This is a genomic window from Roseomonas mucosa ATCC BAA-692 (assembly GCF_000622225.1).
GTDB lineage: Bacteria > Pseudomonadota > Alphaproteobacteria > Acetobacterales > Acetobacteraceae > Roseomonas > Roseomonas mucosa.
The window spans coordinates 16163-31280 of record NZ_JHWD01000001.1; the positions used below are offsets into that span (position 1 = coordinate 16163).

17 protein-coding genes are annotated in these 15118 nt (G+C 65.6%); all 17 read left to right on the top strand.

Annotation, left to right across the window (positions count from 1 at the left end; genetic code table 11):
- Positions 1 to 65: 65 nt before the first annotated feature.
- The 17 genes from parA to trbF all read left to right on the top strand — a co-directional run bounded on the left by parA (position 66) and on the right by trbF (position 15046).
- A complete protein-coding gene (gene parA, locus BT98_RS0100100; protein WP_027297065.1) occupies positions 66 to 704 on the top strand; it encodes a ParA family partition ATPase in 639 nt (212 codons plus the stop codon).
- A complete protein-coding gene (locus tag BT98_RS0100105) occupies positions 701 to 955 on the top strand; it encodes a hypothetical protein (RefSeq protein ID WP_027297066.1) in 255 nt (84 codons plus the stop codon). The genes parA and BT98_RS0100105 overlap by 4 nt, the downstream gene beginning before the upstream one ends.
- Positions 952 to 1473 (top strand): DUF2840 domain-containing protein, encoded by a 522-nt coding sequence (locus BT98_RS0100110; RefSeq protein WP_027297067.1) that lies wholly within the window; start codon positions 952 to 954, stop codon positions 1471 to 1473. Before BT98_RS0100105 ends, BT98_RS0100110 begins: the two co-directional genes overlap by 4 nt.
- Positions 1470 to 2015, top strand: coding sequence for a S26 family signal peptidase (locus BT98_RS0100115; protein WP_027297068.1), 546 nt, complete (start codon positions 1470 to 1472; stop codon positions 2013 to 2015). Before BT98_RS0100110 ends, BT98_RS0100115 begins: the two co-directional genes overlap by 4 nt.
- Positions 2016 to 2061: 46 nt before the next feature.
- Complete coding sequence (locus BT98_RS0100120; protein ID WP_027297069.1) at positions 2062 to 2409, top strand: DUF736 domain-containing protein; 348 nt, start codon at positions 2062 to 2064, stop codon at positions 2407 to 2409.
- A gap of 3 nt (positions 2410 to 2412) precedes the next feature.
- The gene (locus BT98_RS0100125; RefSeq protein WP_027297070.1) at positions 2413 to 3174 is read left to right on the top strand and encodes a lytic transglycosylase domain-containing protein; all 762 of its coding nucleotides are present in this window, start codon (positions 2413 to 2415) and stop codon (positions 3172 to 3174) included.
- A 244-nt stretch (positions 3175 to 3418) separates the two neighbouring features.
- Positions 3419 to 5158, top strand: coding sequence for a relaxase/mobilization nuclease domain-containing protein (locus tag BT98_RS0100130; RefSeq protein ID WP_027297071.1), 1740 nt, complete (start codon positions 3419 to 3421; stop codon positions 5156 to 5158).
- Between the two features lie 25 nt (positions 5159 to 5183).
- Entirely contained in the window at positions 5184 to 7169 is a 1986-nt protein-coding gene (locus BT98_RS0100135; RefSeq protein ID WP_027297072.1) for a conjugal transfer protein TraG, read from the top strand.
- A 63-nt stretch (positions 7170 to 7232) separates the two neighbouring features.
- Positions 7233 to 7610 carry a CopG family transcriptional regulator gene (locus tag BT98_RS0100140; RefSeq protein ID WP_194248570.1) on the top strand — a complete coding sequence of 126 codons (378 nt, stop codon included), beginning with the start codon at positions 7233 to 7235 and terminating at the stop codon, positions 7608 to 7610.
- A gap of 217 nt (positions 7611 to 7827) precedes the next feature.
- Positions 7828 to 8760, top strand: a complete 933-nt coding sequence (gene trbB / locus BT98_RS0100145) for a P-type conjugative transfer ATPase TrbB (protein ID WP_275436986.1) — start codon at positions 7828 to 7830, stop codon at positions 8758 to 8760.
- The gene (locus tag BT98_RS0100150) at positions 8760 to 9092 is read left to right on the top strand and encodes a TrbC/VirB2 family protein (protein WP_024350826.1); all 333 of its coding nucleotides are present in this window, start codon (positions 8760 to 8762) and stop codon (positions 9090 to 9092) included. The genes trbB and BT98_RS0100150 overlap by 1 nt, the downstream gene beginning before the upstream one ends.
- Positions 9092 to 9373: a VirB3 family type IV secretion system protein gene (locus BT98_RS0100155; protein WP_027297074.1), complete on the top strand. Its 282-nt coding sequence runs from the start codon at positions 9092 to 9094 to the stop codon at positions 9371 to 9373. The genes BT98_RS0100150 and BT98_RS0100155 overlap by 1 nt, the downstream gene beginning before the upstream one ends.
- Positions 9374 to 9384: 11 nt before the next feature.
- Complete coding sequence (gene trbE / locus BT98_RS0100160) at positions 9385 to 11838, top strand: conjugal transfer protein TrbE (protein ID WP_027297075.1); 2454 nt, start codon at positions 9385 to 9387, stop codon at positions 11836 to 11838.
- Positions 11835 to 12605 carry a P-type conjugative transfer protein TrbJ gene (gene trbJ / locus BT98_RS0100165; protein WP_027297076.1) on the top strand — a complete coding sequence of 257 codons (771 nt, stop codon included), beginning with the start codon at positions 11835 to 11837 and terminating at the stop codon, positions 12603 to 12605. The genes trbE and trbJ overlap by 4 nt, the downstream gene beginning before the upstream one ends.
- An 11-nt stretch (positions 12606 to 12616) precedes the next feature.
- The gene (gene trbK-alt, locus BT98_RS26395) at positions 12617 to 13003 is read left to right on the top strand and encodes a putative entry exclusion protein TrbK-alt (protein ID WP_070154328.1); all 387 of its coding nucleotides are present in this window, start codon (positions 12617 to 12619) and stop codon (positions 13001 to 13003) included.
- Between the two features lie 4 nt (positions 13004 to 13007).
- Positions 13008 to 14363, top strand: a complete 1356-nt coding sequence (gene trbL, locus BT98_RS0100170) for a P-type conjugative transfer protein TrbL (protein ID WP_024350822.1) — start codon at positions 13008 to 13010, stop codon at positions 14361 to 14363.
- The gene (gene trbF / locus BT98_RS0100175) at positions 14363 to 15046 is read left to right on the top strand and encodes a conjugal transfer protein TrbF (protein WP_024350821.1); all 684 of its coding nucleotides are present in this window, start codon (positions 14363 to 14365) and stop codon (positions 15044 to 15046) included. The genes trbL and trbF overlap by 1 nt, the downstream gene beginning before the upstream one ends.
- The last annotated feature ends 72 nt before the right edge of the window (positions 15047 to 15118 follow it).

Sequence of the window (15118 nt, forward strand, 5' to 3'; positions counted from 1 at the left end):
ATCTTTCTAACGCGACCGTGCTTTTCGGCCGCTGTGGACGAGTCCCCGATCGCCGGGAGACCGTCATGATCGTCGCGCTGCTCAACCAGAAGGGCGGCGTCGGGAAGACGACGCTCGCCCTGCACCTCGCCGGCGAATGGGCTCGCCGTGGACAGCGCGTGACGCTGATCGACGCCGACCCCCAGGGTTCGGCGCTCGACTGGTCGCAGCAGCGCAGCCGAGAGGGGTTGGAGCGGCTGTTCGGTGTCGTCGGCCTGGCCCGTGACACGCTCCACCGCGAAGCGCCGGAGTTGGCCCGCGACGTTGACCATGTCGTCATCGACGGCCCGCCGCGCGTCGCTGGGCTGATGCGCTCGGCGCTGCTCGCGGCCGATCTCGTGCTCATTCCGGTGCAGCCGTCGCCGCTCGATGGCTGGGCCTCCGCCGAAATGCTCTCGCTGCTCGGCGAGGCACGCATCTACCGCCCGCAACTCGCCGCCCGCTTCGTGCTGAACCGCTGCGCGGCTCGCACCGTGTTGGCGCGCGAGACCGCCGAAACGCTCGCGGATCACGACCCGCCCTTGCTCTCGACCACGATCGGCCAGCGCATCGTCTTCGCCGATGTCGTGCAGACCGGCCGGCTCGCCGCCGAGCAGGACGAGGATTGCCCTGGCGCGCGCGAGATCGCCGCGCTCGCGGCGGAAGTCGCGAGGATCGGCGCATGAGCGCGCGGTCCCCGAAACGCAGCTTCGCGGCGCGTCCGGCCGATCCGGAGAGCTGGATCAAGGCGCCCGAGCGCCACACCCCGCGCGCACAAGCCGGCGTGGACTTCTCGGCGCGACTGACGATCGACGTGACTGCGGATATGCGCGGCCGCATCAAGATCGCCGCCTTCCAGCGCGGGCAGACCGTCGCCGACATGCTGCGCGCGCTGTTCGAGCGCGAATTCCCACCCCCGTCAGGAGAAGGATCATGACCGGCCATGTCGCCGCGCCAATGCGCTTCGGCCGCGCTGCCGCCGAGCCGCCGCCAGAAGCTTTCACCCAGGTCGAACTTACTTGGGTCGAGAAGCGAACGGAGCACTGGATACGGTTCGGTCGCGAGATACGCGAACAGATCCTCGACCGGCGCCGACGCATCCTCTTCTTCCCTCCCGGAAGCATCTTTGCGCTGGTCCGATGGGCCGCGAATGAGCATGGGACCGTGCTCTCGCGCCTCGACATCCTGCGCGCTGTTGAGCCTGCTGCGCCGTGCCAGACGATGCCGACCGTCACGCCCGGAGCGGACATCCTCCTGCGCGTCGACGGCTGGCCGAAGGTGGAGCGCATGCTCAAGCTCATCGACGCCATCGAGGCGCGTGGCATCGAGCCGATCGAGGTCTCGCCGGACCATTGGCGCCACGTCCACAACCGAATGACCGCCGGCGAAACGCCACGCGCTTATGGTCTTCGGCAGCATCGCGCCTTTCTCCTGCGCGAGGAGATCGGCGCATGACGCGGCTCTCCTACGCCATCGCCACGACGGCGGCGGTGTCGCTTCTAGGCCTCGCCTCGATCGCCTCATTCGCGCCGCGCCTCATCTGGAACGCTTCAGCCAGCACGCCGGTCGGCTTCTACACGATCGGCGATGTAGGCGCCCTCGACGTGACCGATCTGGTGGCGGTCGACGCGCCCGAGCCGCTCGCGACATTCCTGTCCGATGGCGACTACCTGCCACGCGGCGTACCGCTCTTGAAGCGCGTCGCCGCGCTCCCGGGTCAGCGGGTTTGCCGGACCGGGCTCGCTATCACGGTCGACGGCGTGCCGATCGGCGACGCCCTCGATCGCGATCGTCGCGGTCGCCCGCTCCCCGTTTGGCAGGGCTGCCGCTTGGTCGCGGCTGGCGAGTTATTACTGATGAACTGGCAGGTCCGCGACAGCCTCGACGGCCGCTACTTCGGCCCGCTTCCGGCCACCGCCGTGATCGGCCGGGCCACCCCTCTCTACACCGACGAGGACGGCGATGGCCGCTTCGTCTGGCGCGCGCCGACGCGGTGACGGCGCGCCCATGACCCTGTCCACCGCAATCTGAAGGAGACGACCAATGCCCGTGATCGGTCAATTCATGCGCGAGAATGATGGCTTCATCGGCCATCTGACGACACTTTCCATACACCAGGACATCATCATCGTCGCGGCCGAGCCGTCCGAAGCTGAGAACGCGCCCGACTACCGCGTCCATGTGCTCGACACCATGAGCAACGAGACCGGCGCGGAGATCGGCGCGGGTTGGAAGCGCACCGGCGAGAAGGCCGGCGAATACGTCTCGCTGCAGCTTGACGATCCGACCTTCGAACATCCGATCCGCGCCAACCTGTTCCAGTCGGCCGACGACAAGTCCGCCTGGGGCCTGCACTGGAACCGTCCGCCAAAGCGCGGCGAGCGGGACTGAACGATGCCCGCCACACGCATCAAACCTGTCGTCGGAGGGAGGATCGCCCTCCGACGTGCAGCTCTCCTTCTCCTTTCCGGCCTGGTCCTCGCCGGATCCGCCGCGAGCACTGCATGCGCCCAGCAGGCGCAGGTCGAGCAGCCATCACGCAGCGATCCCTATGGCGCGTACATCGCAGAGGCGTCTCAGCGGTTTGGCGTTCCAGAAACGTGGATACGTGCCGTCATGCGCGTCGAAAGCGCGGGCGATGTGCGCGCGATCTCGTCGGCCGGCGCAATGAGCCTGATGCAAATCATGCCCGTCACGTGGGAGGAGTTGCGCGTCCGGCATCGGCTCGGCGGCAATCCCTACGACCCCCGGGACAACATTCTGGCGGGTGCTGCATATCTGCGCGAGATGCACGACCGCTACGGATCGCCGGGGTTTTTGGCGGCGTACAACGCGGGTCCGGGCCGCTACGAAGAGTATCTCGCCGGCCGCCCATTGCCGGCCGAAACGCGCGCCTATGTCGCGACGCTCGCCCCCATCGTGGGGGGCGGTGAACTCACCGGCCCTGTCATGGTGGCGTCCGCCGATCCGCTGACCTGGACGAGAGCGCCGCTCTTCGTCGCACAGTCGGCCGGCAGAGAGTCTGTCGTGCCGTTGCAGTCTGAAGGCAAGTCGGACACCGCCACGGCGGCGGCACCGGTGCGCGATCAAGGCCCCGTGGCTTCGCCCACCGATGGCCTTTTCGTTGCGCGCAGCGTTTCCGGGGGACCGCGATGACCGCGTTCGCACCCGTTCGTACCGTGGCGTGCCTTGGCGGGAGATGGGCAGTCTGCGGAGGGGGAGCAGTCAGCACAACCGAACGATGGCGAGATAAAAGCCGGCGATGTGCGGCTTGGTGCGGTCGTGTGTTTTCAGGGACTTATGGCGCATTTGCGCGAGGTGCGCCTAACTGGCGCAGCCTGCGCTATCGCCATTTTTCCAAGTGGTTCCTTCGCTTTGCGCGATGTGCGGAGCTTTGGCGATGAGCGGCGAGGACGATTTCCGCATCCGGCCTGGCCGCATCCGCTCGACCCGCGCGCAACAGGCACGGCCCTTCATCGCTCAGGCACTTGCGGCCGCACAGCGGGCTGGCGGCCGCGTCTCGCGATCCGGCCAGATCACCAAGAGCAATCGCTCGCGGTTCGGTCGCGGGCAGCGCGCGACAGTGCAGGCCAACCGGCTCCTGACCAGCCGGTCGCGCAACGTGGTTATCAAGACGCGCGTCGTGCGGCACACCGCCAAGGCCGCGCCGCTTAGCGCCCACCTCAACTACCTCCGGCGCGAGGGTGTTACCCGGGACGGGGAGAAGGCCAAGCTGTTCGGTCCCGAGACCGGAGACGACGATCCCAAGGCCTTCGCTGAGCGAACCCAGGACGACCGCCATCATTTCCGCTTCATCGTCTCACCGGAGGACGCAACGGAGATGTCCGACCTCAAGACATACGCCCGCGACCTGATGGGGCAGATGGAAAAGGACCTCGGCACCAAGCTCGACTGGGTCGGCGTCGATCATTGGAACACCGACAATCCCCATGTCCACATCATCCTGCGGGGACGTACCGACGACGGCCAGGACCTCGTAATCTCCCGCGACTACATCAAGGAGGGCATGCGCGCCCGCGCGCAGGACCTCGTCACCCAGGAACTGGGGCCCCGCACCGAGCAGGAGATCCGTCGTAACCTCGGACGTCAGGTCGAGGCGGAACGCTGGACCGATCTCGATCGGCAGATCTCCCGCGACAGCTATCGCACCGGCATCGTCGACCTCGCGCCACGTCCCGATCAGAAGCCTGACGAGTTCCACGCGTTGAAGGTCGGCAGGCTGCGCAAGCTGGAGACGCTTGGTCTCGCCGATCAGGTCGGTCCCGGTCAGTGGGTTGTGTCGGAGACTGCGGAGAAGACTCTACGCGCCCTCGGTGAACGCGGCGACATCATCAAGCGCATCCATCGTGGCCTGACCGAGCGCGGCATCGAGCGTGGCGCCGCGAGCTATGTGCTCGCGGGCGAAAGCATCGATGACCCTGTCATCGGGCGTCTGGTCGATCGCGGTCTCGACGACGAACTGAAGGGCACGGCCTATGCCGTCGTCGACGGCACCGACGGGCGAACCCATCATATTAAGCTCCCCGATCTCGACGCGGCTGCCGACAGCGCGCCGGGTTCGATCGTCGAGCTGCGCAAGTTCGACGACGTGCAGGGCCGCCGCCGTGTCGCACTCGCTGTTCGATCCGATCTCGATATCGAACAGCAGGTCCATGCGACCGGCGCCACCTGGCTCGACCGGCAGGCTATCGCCCGCGAACCGGTGGCTCTCGGTGGTGGCGGCTTTGGCGCGGAGGTGCGGCAGGCAATGGACCGACGCGCCGAGCATCTTATCCACCAAGGGCTCGCCGAGCGTCAGACCCGCGGCGTCAGCTTCTCGCCGGGGCTGATCGAAACTTTGCGCCAGCGCGAGGTCGAAGCGCTCGGGGAGAAGCTCGCGGCCGAGACCGGCCGGCCATTCTCGAAGGCCGGAACGGGCGAGTATGTGGCGGGCACCTATCGCCAGCGCTTCGCGCTCGCCTCCGGCCGCTTCGCCATGATCGACGACGGGCTCGGCTTCCAGCTCGTGCCCTGGTCGCCGTCCCTCGAACGTCAACTCGGCCAGCACGTCTCCGGGGTCTCGCGCGGGGGCGGCGGCGTCGACTGGAGCTTCGGCCGCAATCGCGGCCTCGGCATGTAGCCCCACCAAGAAAGGAGTACCTGCCATGTCGGCGACGAAAATCCTCTGGGGGCAGATCCTCACCGTTTTCCTGATCGTGTTGATGACGACCTGGGGCGCCACGCAATGGACAGCCTACCGTCTCGGCTTCCAGCCCCAGCTCGGTCAGCCTTGGTTCGAACTGGCCGGATGGCCGATCTATTATCCCCCGGCCTTCTTCTGGTGGTGGTATTTCTACGACGCCTATGCGCCGCCGATCTTTGTCGAGGGCGCCTATATCGCCGCGTCGGGTGGCTTCATCTCCATCGCCGTCGCGATCGGCATGTCGGTATGGCGGGCGCGTGAAGCCAAGAACGTCGAGACCTATGGCTCGGCCCGCTGGGCGCGACCGGAAGAGGTGAAGGCGGCAGGACTGCTCGGCCCCGACGGAGTCGTACTCGGCAGGCATGAGCGCGAGTATCTTCGCCATGACGGTCCGGAGCATGTGCTGTGCTTCGCGCCGACCCGTTCCGGCAAGGGCGTTGGCCTGGTGGTGCCTTCGCTCTTGACCTGGCCGGGGTCAGCGATCGTCCACGACATCAAGGGCGAGAACTGGACGCTCACCGCCGGCTATCGCGCATGGCATGGCCGCGTGCTGCTCTTCGATCCGACGAACGCGAAGTCGGCGGCCTACAATCCGTTGCTTGAGGTGCGACGGGGCGAATGGGAAGTCCGCGACGTGCAGAACATCGCCGACATTCTCGTCGACCCGGAAGGCTCGCTCGAAAAGCGAAACCACTGGGAGAAGACATCGCACGCGCTTCTGGTCGGCGCGATCCTGCACGTCCTGTACGCAGAGGCCGACAAGACATTGGCCGGCGTCGCCGCCTTCCTCTCCGATCCGAAGCGCCCGATCGAGTCGACGCTCGCGGCGATGATGAAGACCGCCCATCTCGGCGAGGCCGGTCCACATCCGGTGATTGCCAGCGCCGCCCGCGAGTTGCTCAACAAGTCCGATAACGAGCGCTCCGGGGTGCTGTCGACAGCGATGTCGTTCCTCGGCCTGTATCGCGATCCCGTGGTCGCGGAAGTTACCCGTCGGTGCGACTGGCGCATCGCCGACATGGTCGGCGGCAAGTATCCGACCACGCTCTACCTCGTGGTGCCGCCATCTGACATAAACCGGACCAAGCCGCTGATCCGCCTGATCCTTAATCAGGTCGGCCGCCGTCTGACCGAGGACCTCCAGGCGAAGGGCAATCGCCATCGGCTGCTGCTCATGCTCGACGAGTTTCCCGCGCTTGGGCGCCTGGACTTTTTCGAGAGCGCGCTCGCCTTCATGGCGGGCTACGGTCTGAAGGCGTTCCTCATCGCGCAATCGCTGAACCAAATCGAGAAAGCTTACGGTCCGAACAACTCGATCCTCGATAACTGCCATGTGCGCGTCAGCTTCGCCACCAACGACGAGCGAACTGCGAAGCGCGTTTCGGATGCGCTTGGAACCGCGACCGAAATGAAGGCCATGAAGAACTACGCCGGCCACCGGCTATCGCCCTGGCTCGGCCACCTGATGGTCTCGCGCTCGGAGACTGCTCGGCAACTGCTCACGCCGGGCGAGATCATGCAGCTCCCGCCGTCAGACGAGATCGTCATGGTCGCCGGCATCCCGCCTATCCGCGCAAAGAAGGCCCGCTATTACGAGGATCGTCGGCTTCAGGAGCGCATCCTTACGCCTCCCGCACTCACGAAGCCCGCAAGCGCTCGAGCCGACGATTGGAGCGCGCTCGCCATACCGAAACCCCCCGTGCTGAGTGCGCCAGCTACGGCAGATAATCTGGCCGACGACGACCCGACGGACTCCGAGCAACGGCATCAGCCTGAACTGAGCCGCACGAAAACCGTCGAACGCAAGGCGATCGTCGACAACGAATTCGAGATCGATCCTCGCGACGACGTCGATGAGGATGCTGCGCGCCTCAGCCGCATGACGCAGACCATGCGCCAGGTCGCTCGGCAGGCATCGCTCGATCCTGGCGATGGCATCGAGCTGTAGGAGGCGGGGGTGACCAAGCCTTTGAAGAAGCAGCGGCTGTCGGTCTATCTCGACCCGGACGTCATGAAGGCGCTCGCAGCCCATGCTGCCCGGCGCGATCTGTCCCTGTCACTGGTAGCCGAGGCCGGTATCGCTTCATTCCTCTCGCCGGACGCTGCCGAGCGTCAGGAGGCCGCGACGACGAAGCGGCTTGACCAGCTCGACCGACGCATGGCGCGTATGGAGCGCGATCTGGGAATATCGGTCGAGACGCTCGCAGTGTTCATCCGCTTCTGGCTGACCTCCAACCCGCCGTTGCCGGAGCCGGCGCAGGTCGCGGCTCGCGCCAAAGCGTCGGAGCGCTACGAAGCCTTCGTGACCGCGCTCGGAAGACGACTCGCGCAAGGTCCGAAGCTCAGGCAGGAAATCGCGGAAGACATCCCCGCGCGCGACGCGGAATAATCACTGTTTGACGCATCACAAGTATTCGACCGTTCCGCCGTTTCCCTGTCTTTGTACGCCACAGTACGACGGCCACATGATGGTTGTTGTCACGCCATGATTTCTGCCTCTTCTACTCATCCCCGATCCAGGGCCGCCCGCGGCGGTCCCGCAAAAGAACGGGGACGACGTGACGGCAGCTCACCAGAAATCGGAGGCGATCCTTCGCGGGGCTCGGATGCTGCGCACTGCGCTCGGCCCGGCGATCGCCACGTTTTTGGAAGACCCCGCGATCGTCGAGGTGATGCTCAACCCCGACGGGCGGCTCTGGGTCGACCGGTTGTCGGAAGGTCTCTCCGACACCGGTGAACGCCTATCTCCAGCCGACGGCGAACGCATAGTTCGACTTGTCGCGCATCACGTCGGGGCCGAGGTTCATGCCGGGGCGCCTCGCGTCTCCGCCGAACTGCCTGAAACAGGGGAGCGGTTTGAGGGCCTTCTGCCGCCGGTGGTGTCCGCGCCGGCTTTCGCGATCAGGAAGCCAGCCGTCGCCGTGTTCACGCTCGATGACTATGTCGCGGCAGGCATCATGCTGTCCGACCAAGCCGAAACGCTGCGTCAGGCCGTTCTTCATAGGCGGAACATTCTCGTAGCCGGCGGCACCTCCACCGGTAAGACCACGCTCACGAACGCCCTGTTAGCGGAGGTATCGAAGACTTCCGATCGCGTCGTGTTGATCGAGGACACCCGTGAACTGCAATGCGCCGCGCCAAACCTGGTCGCAATGCGCACGAAGGACGGCGTCGCTTCTCTCTCCGATCTTGTCCGTTCCTCGCTGCGTCTTCGTCCCGACCGCATCCCGATCGGCGAGGTGCGCGGTGCAGAGGCGCTCGATCTGCTGAAGGCCTGGGGCACTGGGCATCCCGGCGGCGTCGGCACGATCCACGCCGGCACCGCCATCGGCGCTCTTCGCCGGATGGAGCAACTCATCCAGGAAGCCGTCGTCACGGTTCCGCGCGCGCTGATCGCCGAGACCATTGATCTGGTTGCGGTGCTCTCCGGCCGCGGCTCCTCGCGCCGCCTGGCCGAGCTTGCCCGCGTCGAAGGCCTGGGCCCCGACGGTGACTACTGCGTCACTCCAACAATTCCGTCCATCTCAGGAGACAGGTAATGATCAAGCATGCCCTGCGCATCCGCCGTCACATCGCCACGGCGGCTTCCGTCACTTTCATTTCCATAGCCCTCGCACCTGCCGCTCATGCGTCCGGTTCGTCGATGCCATGGGAAGCTCCCCTGCAGTCGATTCTCGAATCGATCGAGGGCCCGGTCGCAAAGATCATCGCGGTGATGATCATCATCATCACCGGCCTGACTCTCGCCTTCGGCGACACGTCGGGCGGAGCGCGCCGCCTGATCCAGATCGTGTTCGGCCTGTCGATCGCCTTCGCCGCGTCGAGCTTCTTCCTGTCGTTCTTCTCGTTCGGCGGCGGGGCGCTTGTCTGATGGCCGTTGGAGCGGATCATAGCGCGGACGTGCCGGGCTTTTCCGTGCCGGTTCATCGTGCGCTGACCGAGCACATCCTGCTCGGCGGTGCGCCGCGCTCGCTCGCGATCCTCAATGGCACCCTGGCCGCCGCGCTTGGCTTGGGCCTTCGCCTTTGGCTGGTCGGGCTGGCGCTATGGGCAGTCGGCCACTTCGCCGCCGTCTGGGCGGCCAAACGTGATGCGCAATTTGTCGACGTCGTGCGCAAACATCTGCGCATCCCCGGCCACTTGGCGACTTGAGGAGCCGGGCAGTGATGAACCTATCCGAATACCGCAATCGGAATACCCGACTCGCCGACTTCCTACCCTGGGCGGCGCTCGCCGGCGAAGGCGTCGTCCTCAACAAAGACGGCAGCCTGCAGCGCTCGGCCCGCTTTCGCGGTCCTGACCTCGACAGCGCAGTGCCAGCCGAGCTCGTCGCCGTCGCTGGCCGGCTGAACAACGCCTTCCGTCGCCTCGGTTCCGGATGGGCCATATTCGTCGAAGCGCAGCGCCATGGCGCGGTGTCATATCCGGCAAGCACGTTTGCCGACAGCGCTTCGGCGCTTGTCGATGCCGAGCGCAAGGCAGACTTTGAAGAAGCCGGCGCCCATTTCGAATCCAGCTACTTCCTCACATTCCTTTATCTACCGCCAGCCGAGGATGCCGCCCGTGCCGAGACCTGGCTTTACGAGGGTCGGGACCATGCCGGCGTCGATGCGCGCGAAGTGCTCCGAAGTTTTGTCGATCGCACCGACCGTATCCTCAACCTGATAGACGCCTTCATGCCGGAGTGCGTATGGCTCGATGACGCCGAAACGCTCACCTACCTGCATTCGACGATCTCGACGAAGCGCCATCGCGTCCGCGTGCCCGAAACGCCGATGTACCTCGACGCTTTGCTCGCCGATCAGCCGCTTACCGGCGGGCTGGAGCCCCGGCTTGGAGATGCGCACGTACGCATCCTCACTATCGTCGGCTTCCCGACCGCGACGACGCCCGGCATCCTCGACGAGCTGAACCGGCTCGCCTTTCCCTATCGCTGGTCGACCCGAGCGATCCTGCTCGACAAGACCGACGCGACCAAGCTGCTGACGAAGATCAGGCGGCAGTGGTTCGCAAAGCGCAAGTCGATCGCCGCCATTCTCAAAGAGGTGATGACCAACGAGGCATCGGCGCTCGTTGACACTGACGCAGCCAACAAGGCCGCTGACGCTGATATGGCGCTGCAGGAACTGGGCGCCGACTATGCCGGCCAAGCCTACGTGACCGCGACCATCACCGTCTGGGACGATGATCCCCGCGTCGCGGCCGAGAAGCTCCGGCTGGTGGAAAAGGTCATTCAGGGCCGCGACTTCACGGCGATGACTGAGACCATCAATGCTGTCGACGCCTGGCTGGGCTCACTCCCCGGGCATGTCTACGCCAACGTCCGCCAGCCGCCCATCAGCACATTGAATCTCGCTCACATGATCCCGCTGTCAGCGGTGTGGGCGGGACCGGAACGGGACGAGCACTTCGATGCACCCCCACTGCTTTACGGCAGAACGGAGGGCTCGACCCCGTTCCGGCTTTCCATCCACGTCGGCGATGTCGGTCATACGCTGATCGTCGGGCCGACCGGCGCCGGTAAATCGGTGCTTCTCGCACTCATGGCGCTCCAGTTTCGCCGCTATGCACAATCTCAGGTCTTCGCCTTCGACTTCGGCGGATCGATCCGCGCCGCGGCGCTCGCCATGCAGGGCGACTGGCATGATCTCGGCGGCGGTTTGACCGAGGGTTCCGAGGAGAGTGTGTCGCTCCAGCCGCTCGCCCGCATCGACGACGTCGCCGAGCGCGCCTGGGCCTCCGACTGGCTGATCGCGATCCTCTCCCGAGAGAGCGTGCCGGTCACGCCCGAGGTCAAGGAGCATCTGTGGTCAGCGCTTTCGTCGTTGGCGTCAGCGCCGGTCGCCGAGCGCACGTTGACCGGGCTGTCGGTACTTCTCCAGTCCAATGACCTGAAACAGGCGCTACGACCCTACTGCGTCGGCGGCCCCTATGGCCGGCTGTTGGACGCTGAGGCCGAGCATCTCGGCGAGGCGCATGTCCAGGCTTTCGAGACCGAAGGTCTGATCGGCACCGGTGCAGCGGCAGCGGTGCTCGCCTATCTCTTCCATCGCATCGAGGACCGCCTCGACGGCCGGCCAACACTCCTGATCGTGGATGAAGGTTGGCTCGCCCTCGACGACGACGGCTTCGCCGGACAACTCCGCGAATGGCTGAAGACGCTGCGCAAGAAAAACGCCAGCGTCATCTTCGCCACCCAGTCGCTCTCCGACATCGACGGCTCTGCGATAGCGCCGGCCATCATCGAGAGCTGCCAAACGCGCATCCTCCTGCCGAACGAGCGCGCGGTCGAGCCGCAGATCACCGCGATTTATCGCCGCTTCGGTCTCAACGACCGGCAGATCGAAATCCTCGCGCGGGCAACGCCCAAGCGAGACTATTACTGCCAATCGCGACGGGGCAATCGCCTGTTCGAGCTGGGCCTGTCGGATGTGGCGCTGGCGCTGTGCGCAGCCTCATCCAAACAGCATCAAGCGATGATCGCCGATGTCCACGCCCGAAGCGGCACCGAGGGGTTCCTCGCCGAGTGGCTGGCGGCCAACCGACTCGACTGGGCTGCCGACCTGATCACCGACCTCACCAACGTCAATCAACGAGACCCGGAGGCACGTCCATGACACGTCTGATTCAAACCCACAGTCGCGCACTGCGCGTGACGGCCGCACTCCTCGCGGTCCCGCTCGCACTTTCACCGGTCCTCAGCACCCCGGCTGCCGCTCAGTGGATCGTCTACGACCCAACGAACTATGCCCAGAACGTCCTCACTGCGGCGCGGACCCTCCAGCAGGTGAATCAGCAGATCACTCAGCTTCAGAACGAAGCTCAGATGCTGATCAATCAGGCGCGTAATCTTGCCAGCCTCCCGCACTCTTCGCTTCAGCAGCTTCAACAGTCGGTTCAGCGGACGCAACAGCTTCTGAGCGAGGCGCAGGGGATAGCCCTTAACGTCCAACAGATCGACCGAGCATTCCAGACCACCTATGGCAATGCCTCGATGTCCGCCTCGGATCAGGCGCTCGTCACACAGGCGCGGGAGCGCTGGCAGAACACTGTCGGTGGTCTGCAGGACGCTATGCGAGTCCAGGCGGCTGTTGTCGGCAACATCGACACCAACCGTACGGAGATGTCAGCGCTTATCGGCCAAAGCCAGGGCGCGACGGGGGCGTTGCAGGCGACGCAGGCCGGCAATCAACTGCTCGCACTGCAGGCCCAACAGCTCGCCGACCTCACCGCCGTCGTCGCCGCTAACGGGCGCGCTCAGAGCCTATCCGAAGCCGAGCGCGCCGCAGCGGCGGAACAGGGTCGTGAGCAGCGCCGTCGCTTTCTCACGCCCGGCAGCGGCTACCAGCCGGGCAATGCGCGCATGTTCCCGAACGGCAATTGAGGGGACCGACCGTGGACGGCAAATTGGTCGCTCGGATGGGCGCGGTGATTTTCGTCGCGGTTGCGGTCACCGCGACCGCGATCGAGATGTCCCGGAAAGAGGAAGTGCCTGAGGCTTGGTCGTCCGGACGAACGCCTCAAGAAACTGCGGATCCCCTGCGCGACGCGCTCATCCGCTGCCAGGCACTCGGCGAAGAAGGTCCGCGAGACCCCGCCTGCCGCCGGGCGTGGGCCGAGAACCGACACCGCTTTCTCGCGCCCGGTTCTCGTCCCGTCGAGCGCTTGCCGGACGTAGCATCACCCATCGGTGACGTCTTCAGCCCTCAACCACGAGGGACAGACGCGCAAGATCACGCGCCGACCGCGCCGAGCACGCCACAGATCAACGAAGCGCGATAGCATCATGGGCAACACCGGGGTCATCGACCACTTCCTCGAGGTCTTCACTCGCTACATCGACAGCGGGTTCGGCCTGCTTAGCGGAGAGGTCGCCTTCATCGCCACGACCCTGATCGTCATCGACGTGACGCTCGCTGCACTGTTCTGGAGCTGGGGCGCCGACGACGACATCATGGCGCGGCTGGTGAAGAAAACGCTCTTCGTCGGCGTCTTCGCCTACATCATCGGCAACTGGAACAACCTCGCACGTATCGTCTTCGAGAGCTTCGCCGGTCTCGGGCTGAAGGCGAGTGGCACCGGATTTTCAACTGCGGACCTCATGCGCCCGGGAAGAGTCGCGCAGACCGGCCTAGACGCCGGTCGACCATTGCTCGACTCCATCTCCAGCCTGATGGGCTACTGGTCGTTCTTCGAGAACTTCATCCAGATTGCCTGCATGTTTCTTGCCTGGGCGCTGGTCCTGCTCGCCTTCTTCATTCTCGCCATCCAGCTGTTCGTCACCCTCATTGAATTCAAGCTGACGACGCTCGCCGGCTTCGTCCTGATCCCGTTCGGCCTGTTCGGCAAATCCGCGTTTATGGCCGAGCGCGTGCTCGGCAACGTCATCTCCTCCGGCATCAAGGTTCTGGTCCTCGCGGTCATCATCGGCATCGGGTCAACGCTCTTCTCAGAGTTCACTTCCGGTTTTGGCGGGCAGAATCCGTCGATCGACGAAGCCATGGCGATCGTGCTGGCCGCGTTGTCACTTCTCGGCCTCGGCATTTTTGGTCCCGGAATCGCCACCGGGCTCGTTTCTGGCGGCCCGCAGCTCAGTGCAGGCGCGGCGATAGGAACCGGCCTCGCAGCGGGCGGCGTGGTCGCTCTTGGCGCCGGCGCCGTCGGTGCAGCAGCCTCCGGCGGCGCGGCCTTGGCAGGCGGTGCGGCAGCCGCAGCTCGTGGTGGCGCCGCCATCGCGGGTGGAGCGTCCACAGCCTACAGCCTTGGCGCAGCCGGACAGTCCGGCGCGGCCGGGGTGGCCTCCGGCCTCGGAGGCGTTGCGCGTGCAGGCGGCAGCGCGGCTGTCTCACCTCTGCGCCGTGCCGCATCGCGCGCTGCCGACACAATGAGGTCAAGCTTCAACGCAGGCGGCAAAGCGGCGTTCGAAGCGACAGGCGGAACGTCCACCATGGGCTCGATAGGGGGTGATGCCGCCAGCGATGGCGCGGCGCCTGCGAGCGCTGGCGGGCCGCCGGCTTGGGCGCAGAGAATGCGCCGGTCCCAGCAAATGACTCACGCCGCCCAGGCCACGGCTCATGCCGTCCGCTCTGGCGACGCCCATGGCGGCGGTTCCTCGGTAAATCTGACTCAAGGCGACCGCTAATGTTCAAACGACCATCCACTCACTACGGCAAGGCACCCGAGCCGGAGACGCCGTATCAACGTGCTGCCCAAGTCTGGGACGATCGGATCGGGGCCTCCAGGATCCAGGCGAAAAACTGGCGGCTGATGGCTTTCGGCTCGCTGATCCTTACGGCGGGGTTCGCCACCGCCCTCGTCGTGCAATCAGCTCGCGGGACCGTCGTGCCGTGGGTCGTGCAGGTCGATCGACTGGGTCAGTCCCAGGCGGTCGCACCCGCCGAGGCCGACTTCCGGCCCACCGATCCACAAATCGCCTTTCATCTCGCGCGCTTCATCGAACAGGTTCGCAGCATCCCGGCGGACGCGATCATCGTGCGCCAGAACTGGCTACGGGCGTACGACTTCACCACTGATCGCGGCGCCATGGCGCTCAACGACTATGCTCGCTCGAACGACCCGTTCACGCGGGTCGGCCGACAGCAGGTTGCTGTCGATGTCTCAAGCGTCATCCGCGCCTCGCCCGACAGCTTCCGCGTCGCCTGGGTCGAGCGCCGCTATGAGAACGGCCAGCTCGCCGAGACCACGCGCTGGACCGCGATCCTGACGATCGTCGTGCAGGTCCCCCGCAACGCCGATCGGCTGAGGGCAAACCCGCTCGGCATCTATGTCAACGCCATCAATTGGTCACGGGAGCTTGGGCAATGAAGCCGTCTTTCCGTAAAGCCGGAAACCCGGCTTCACACGCACTTGTAAACCCGGCTCTCCGCAGAGCCGCAA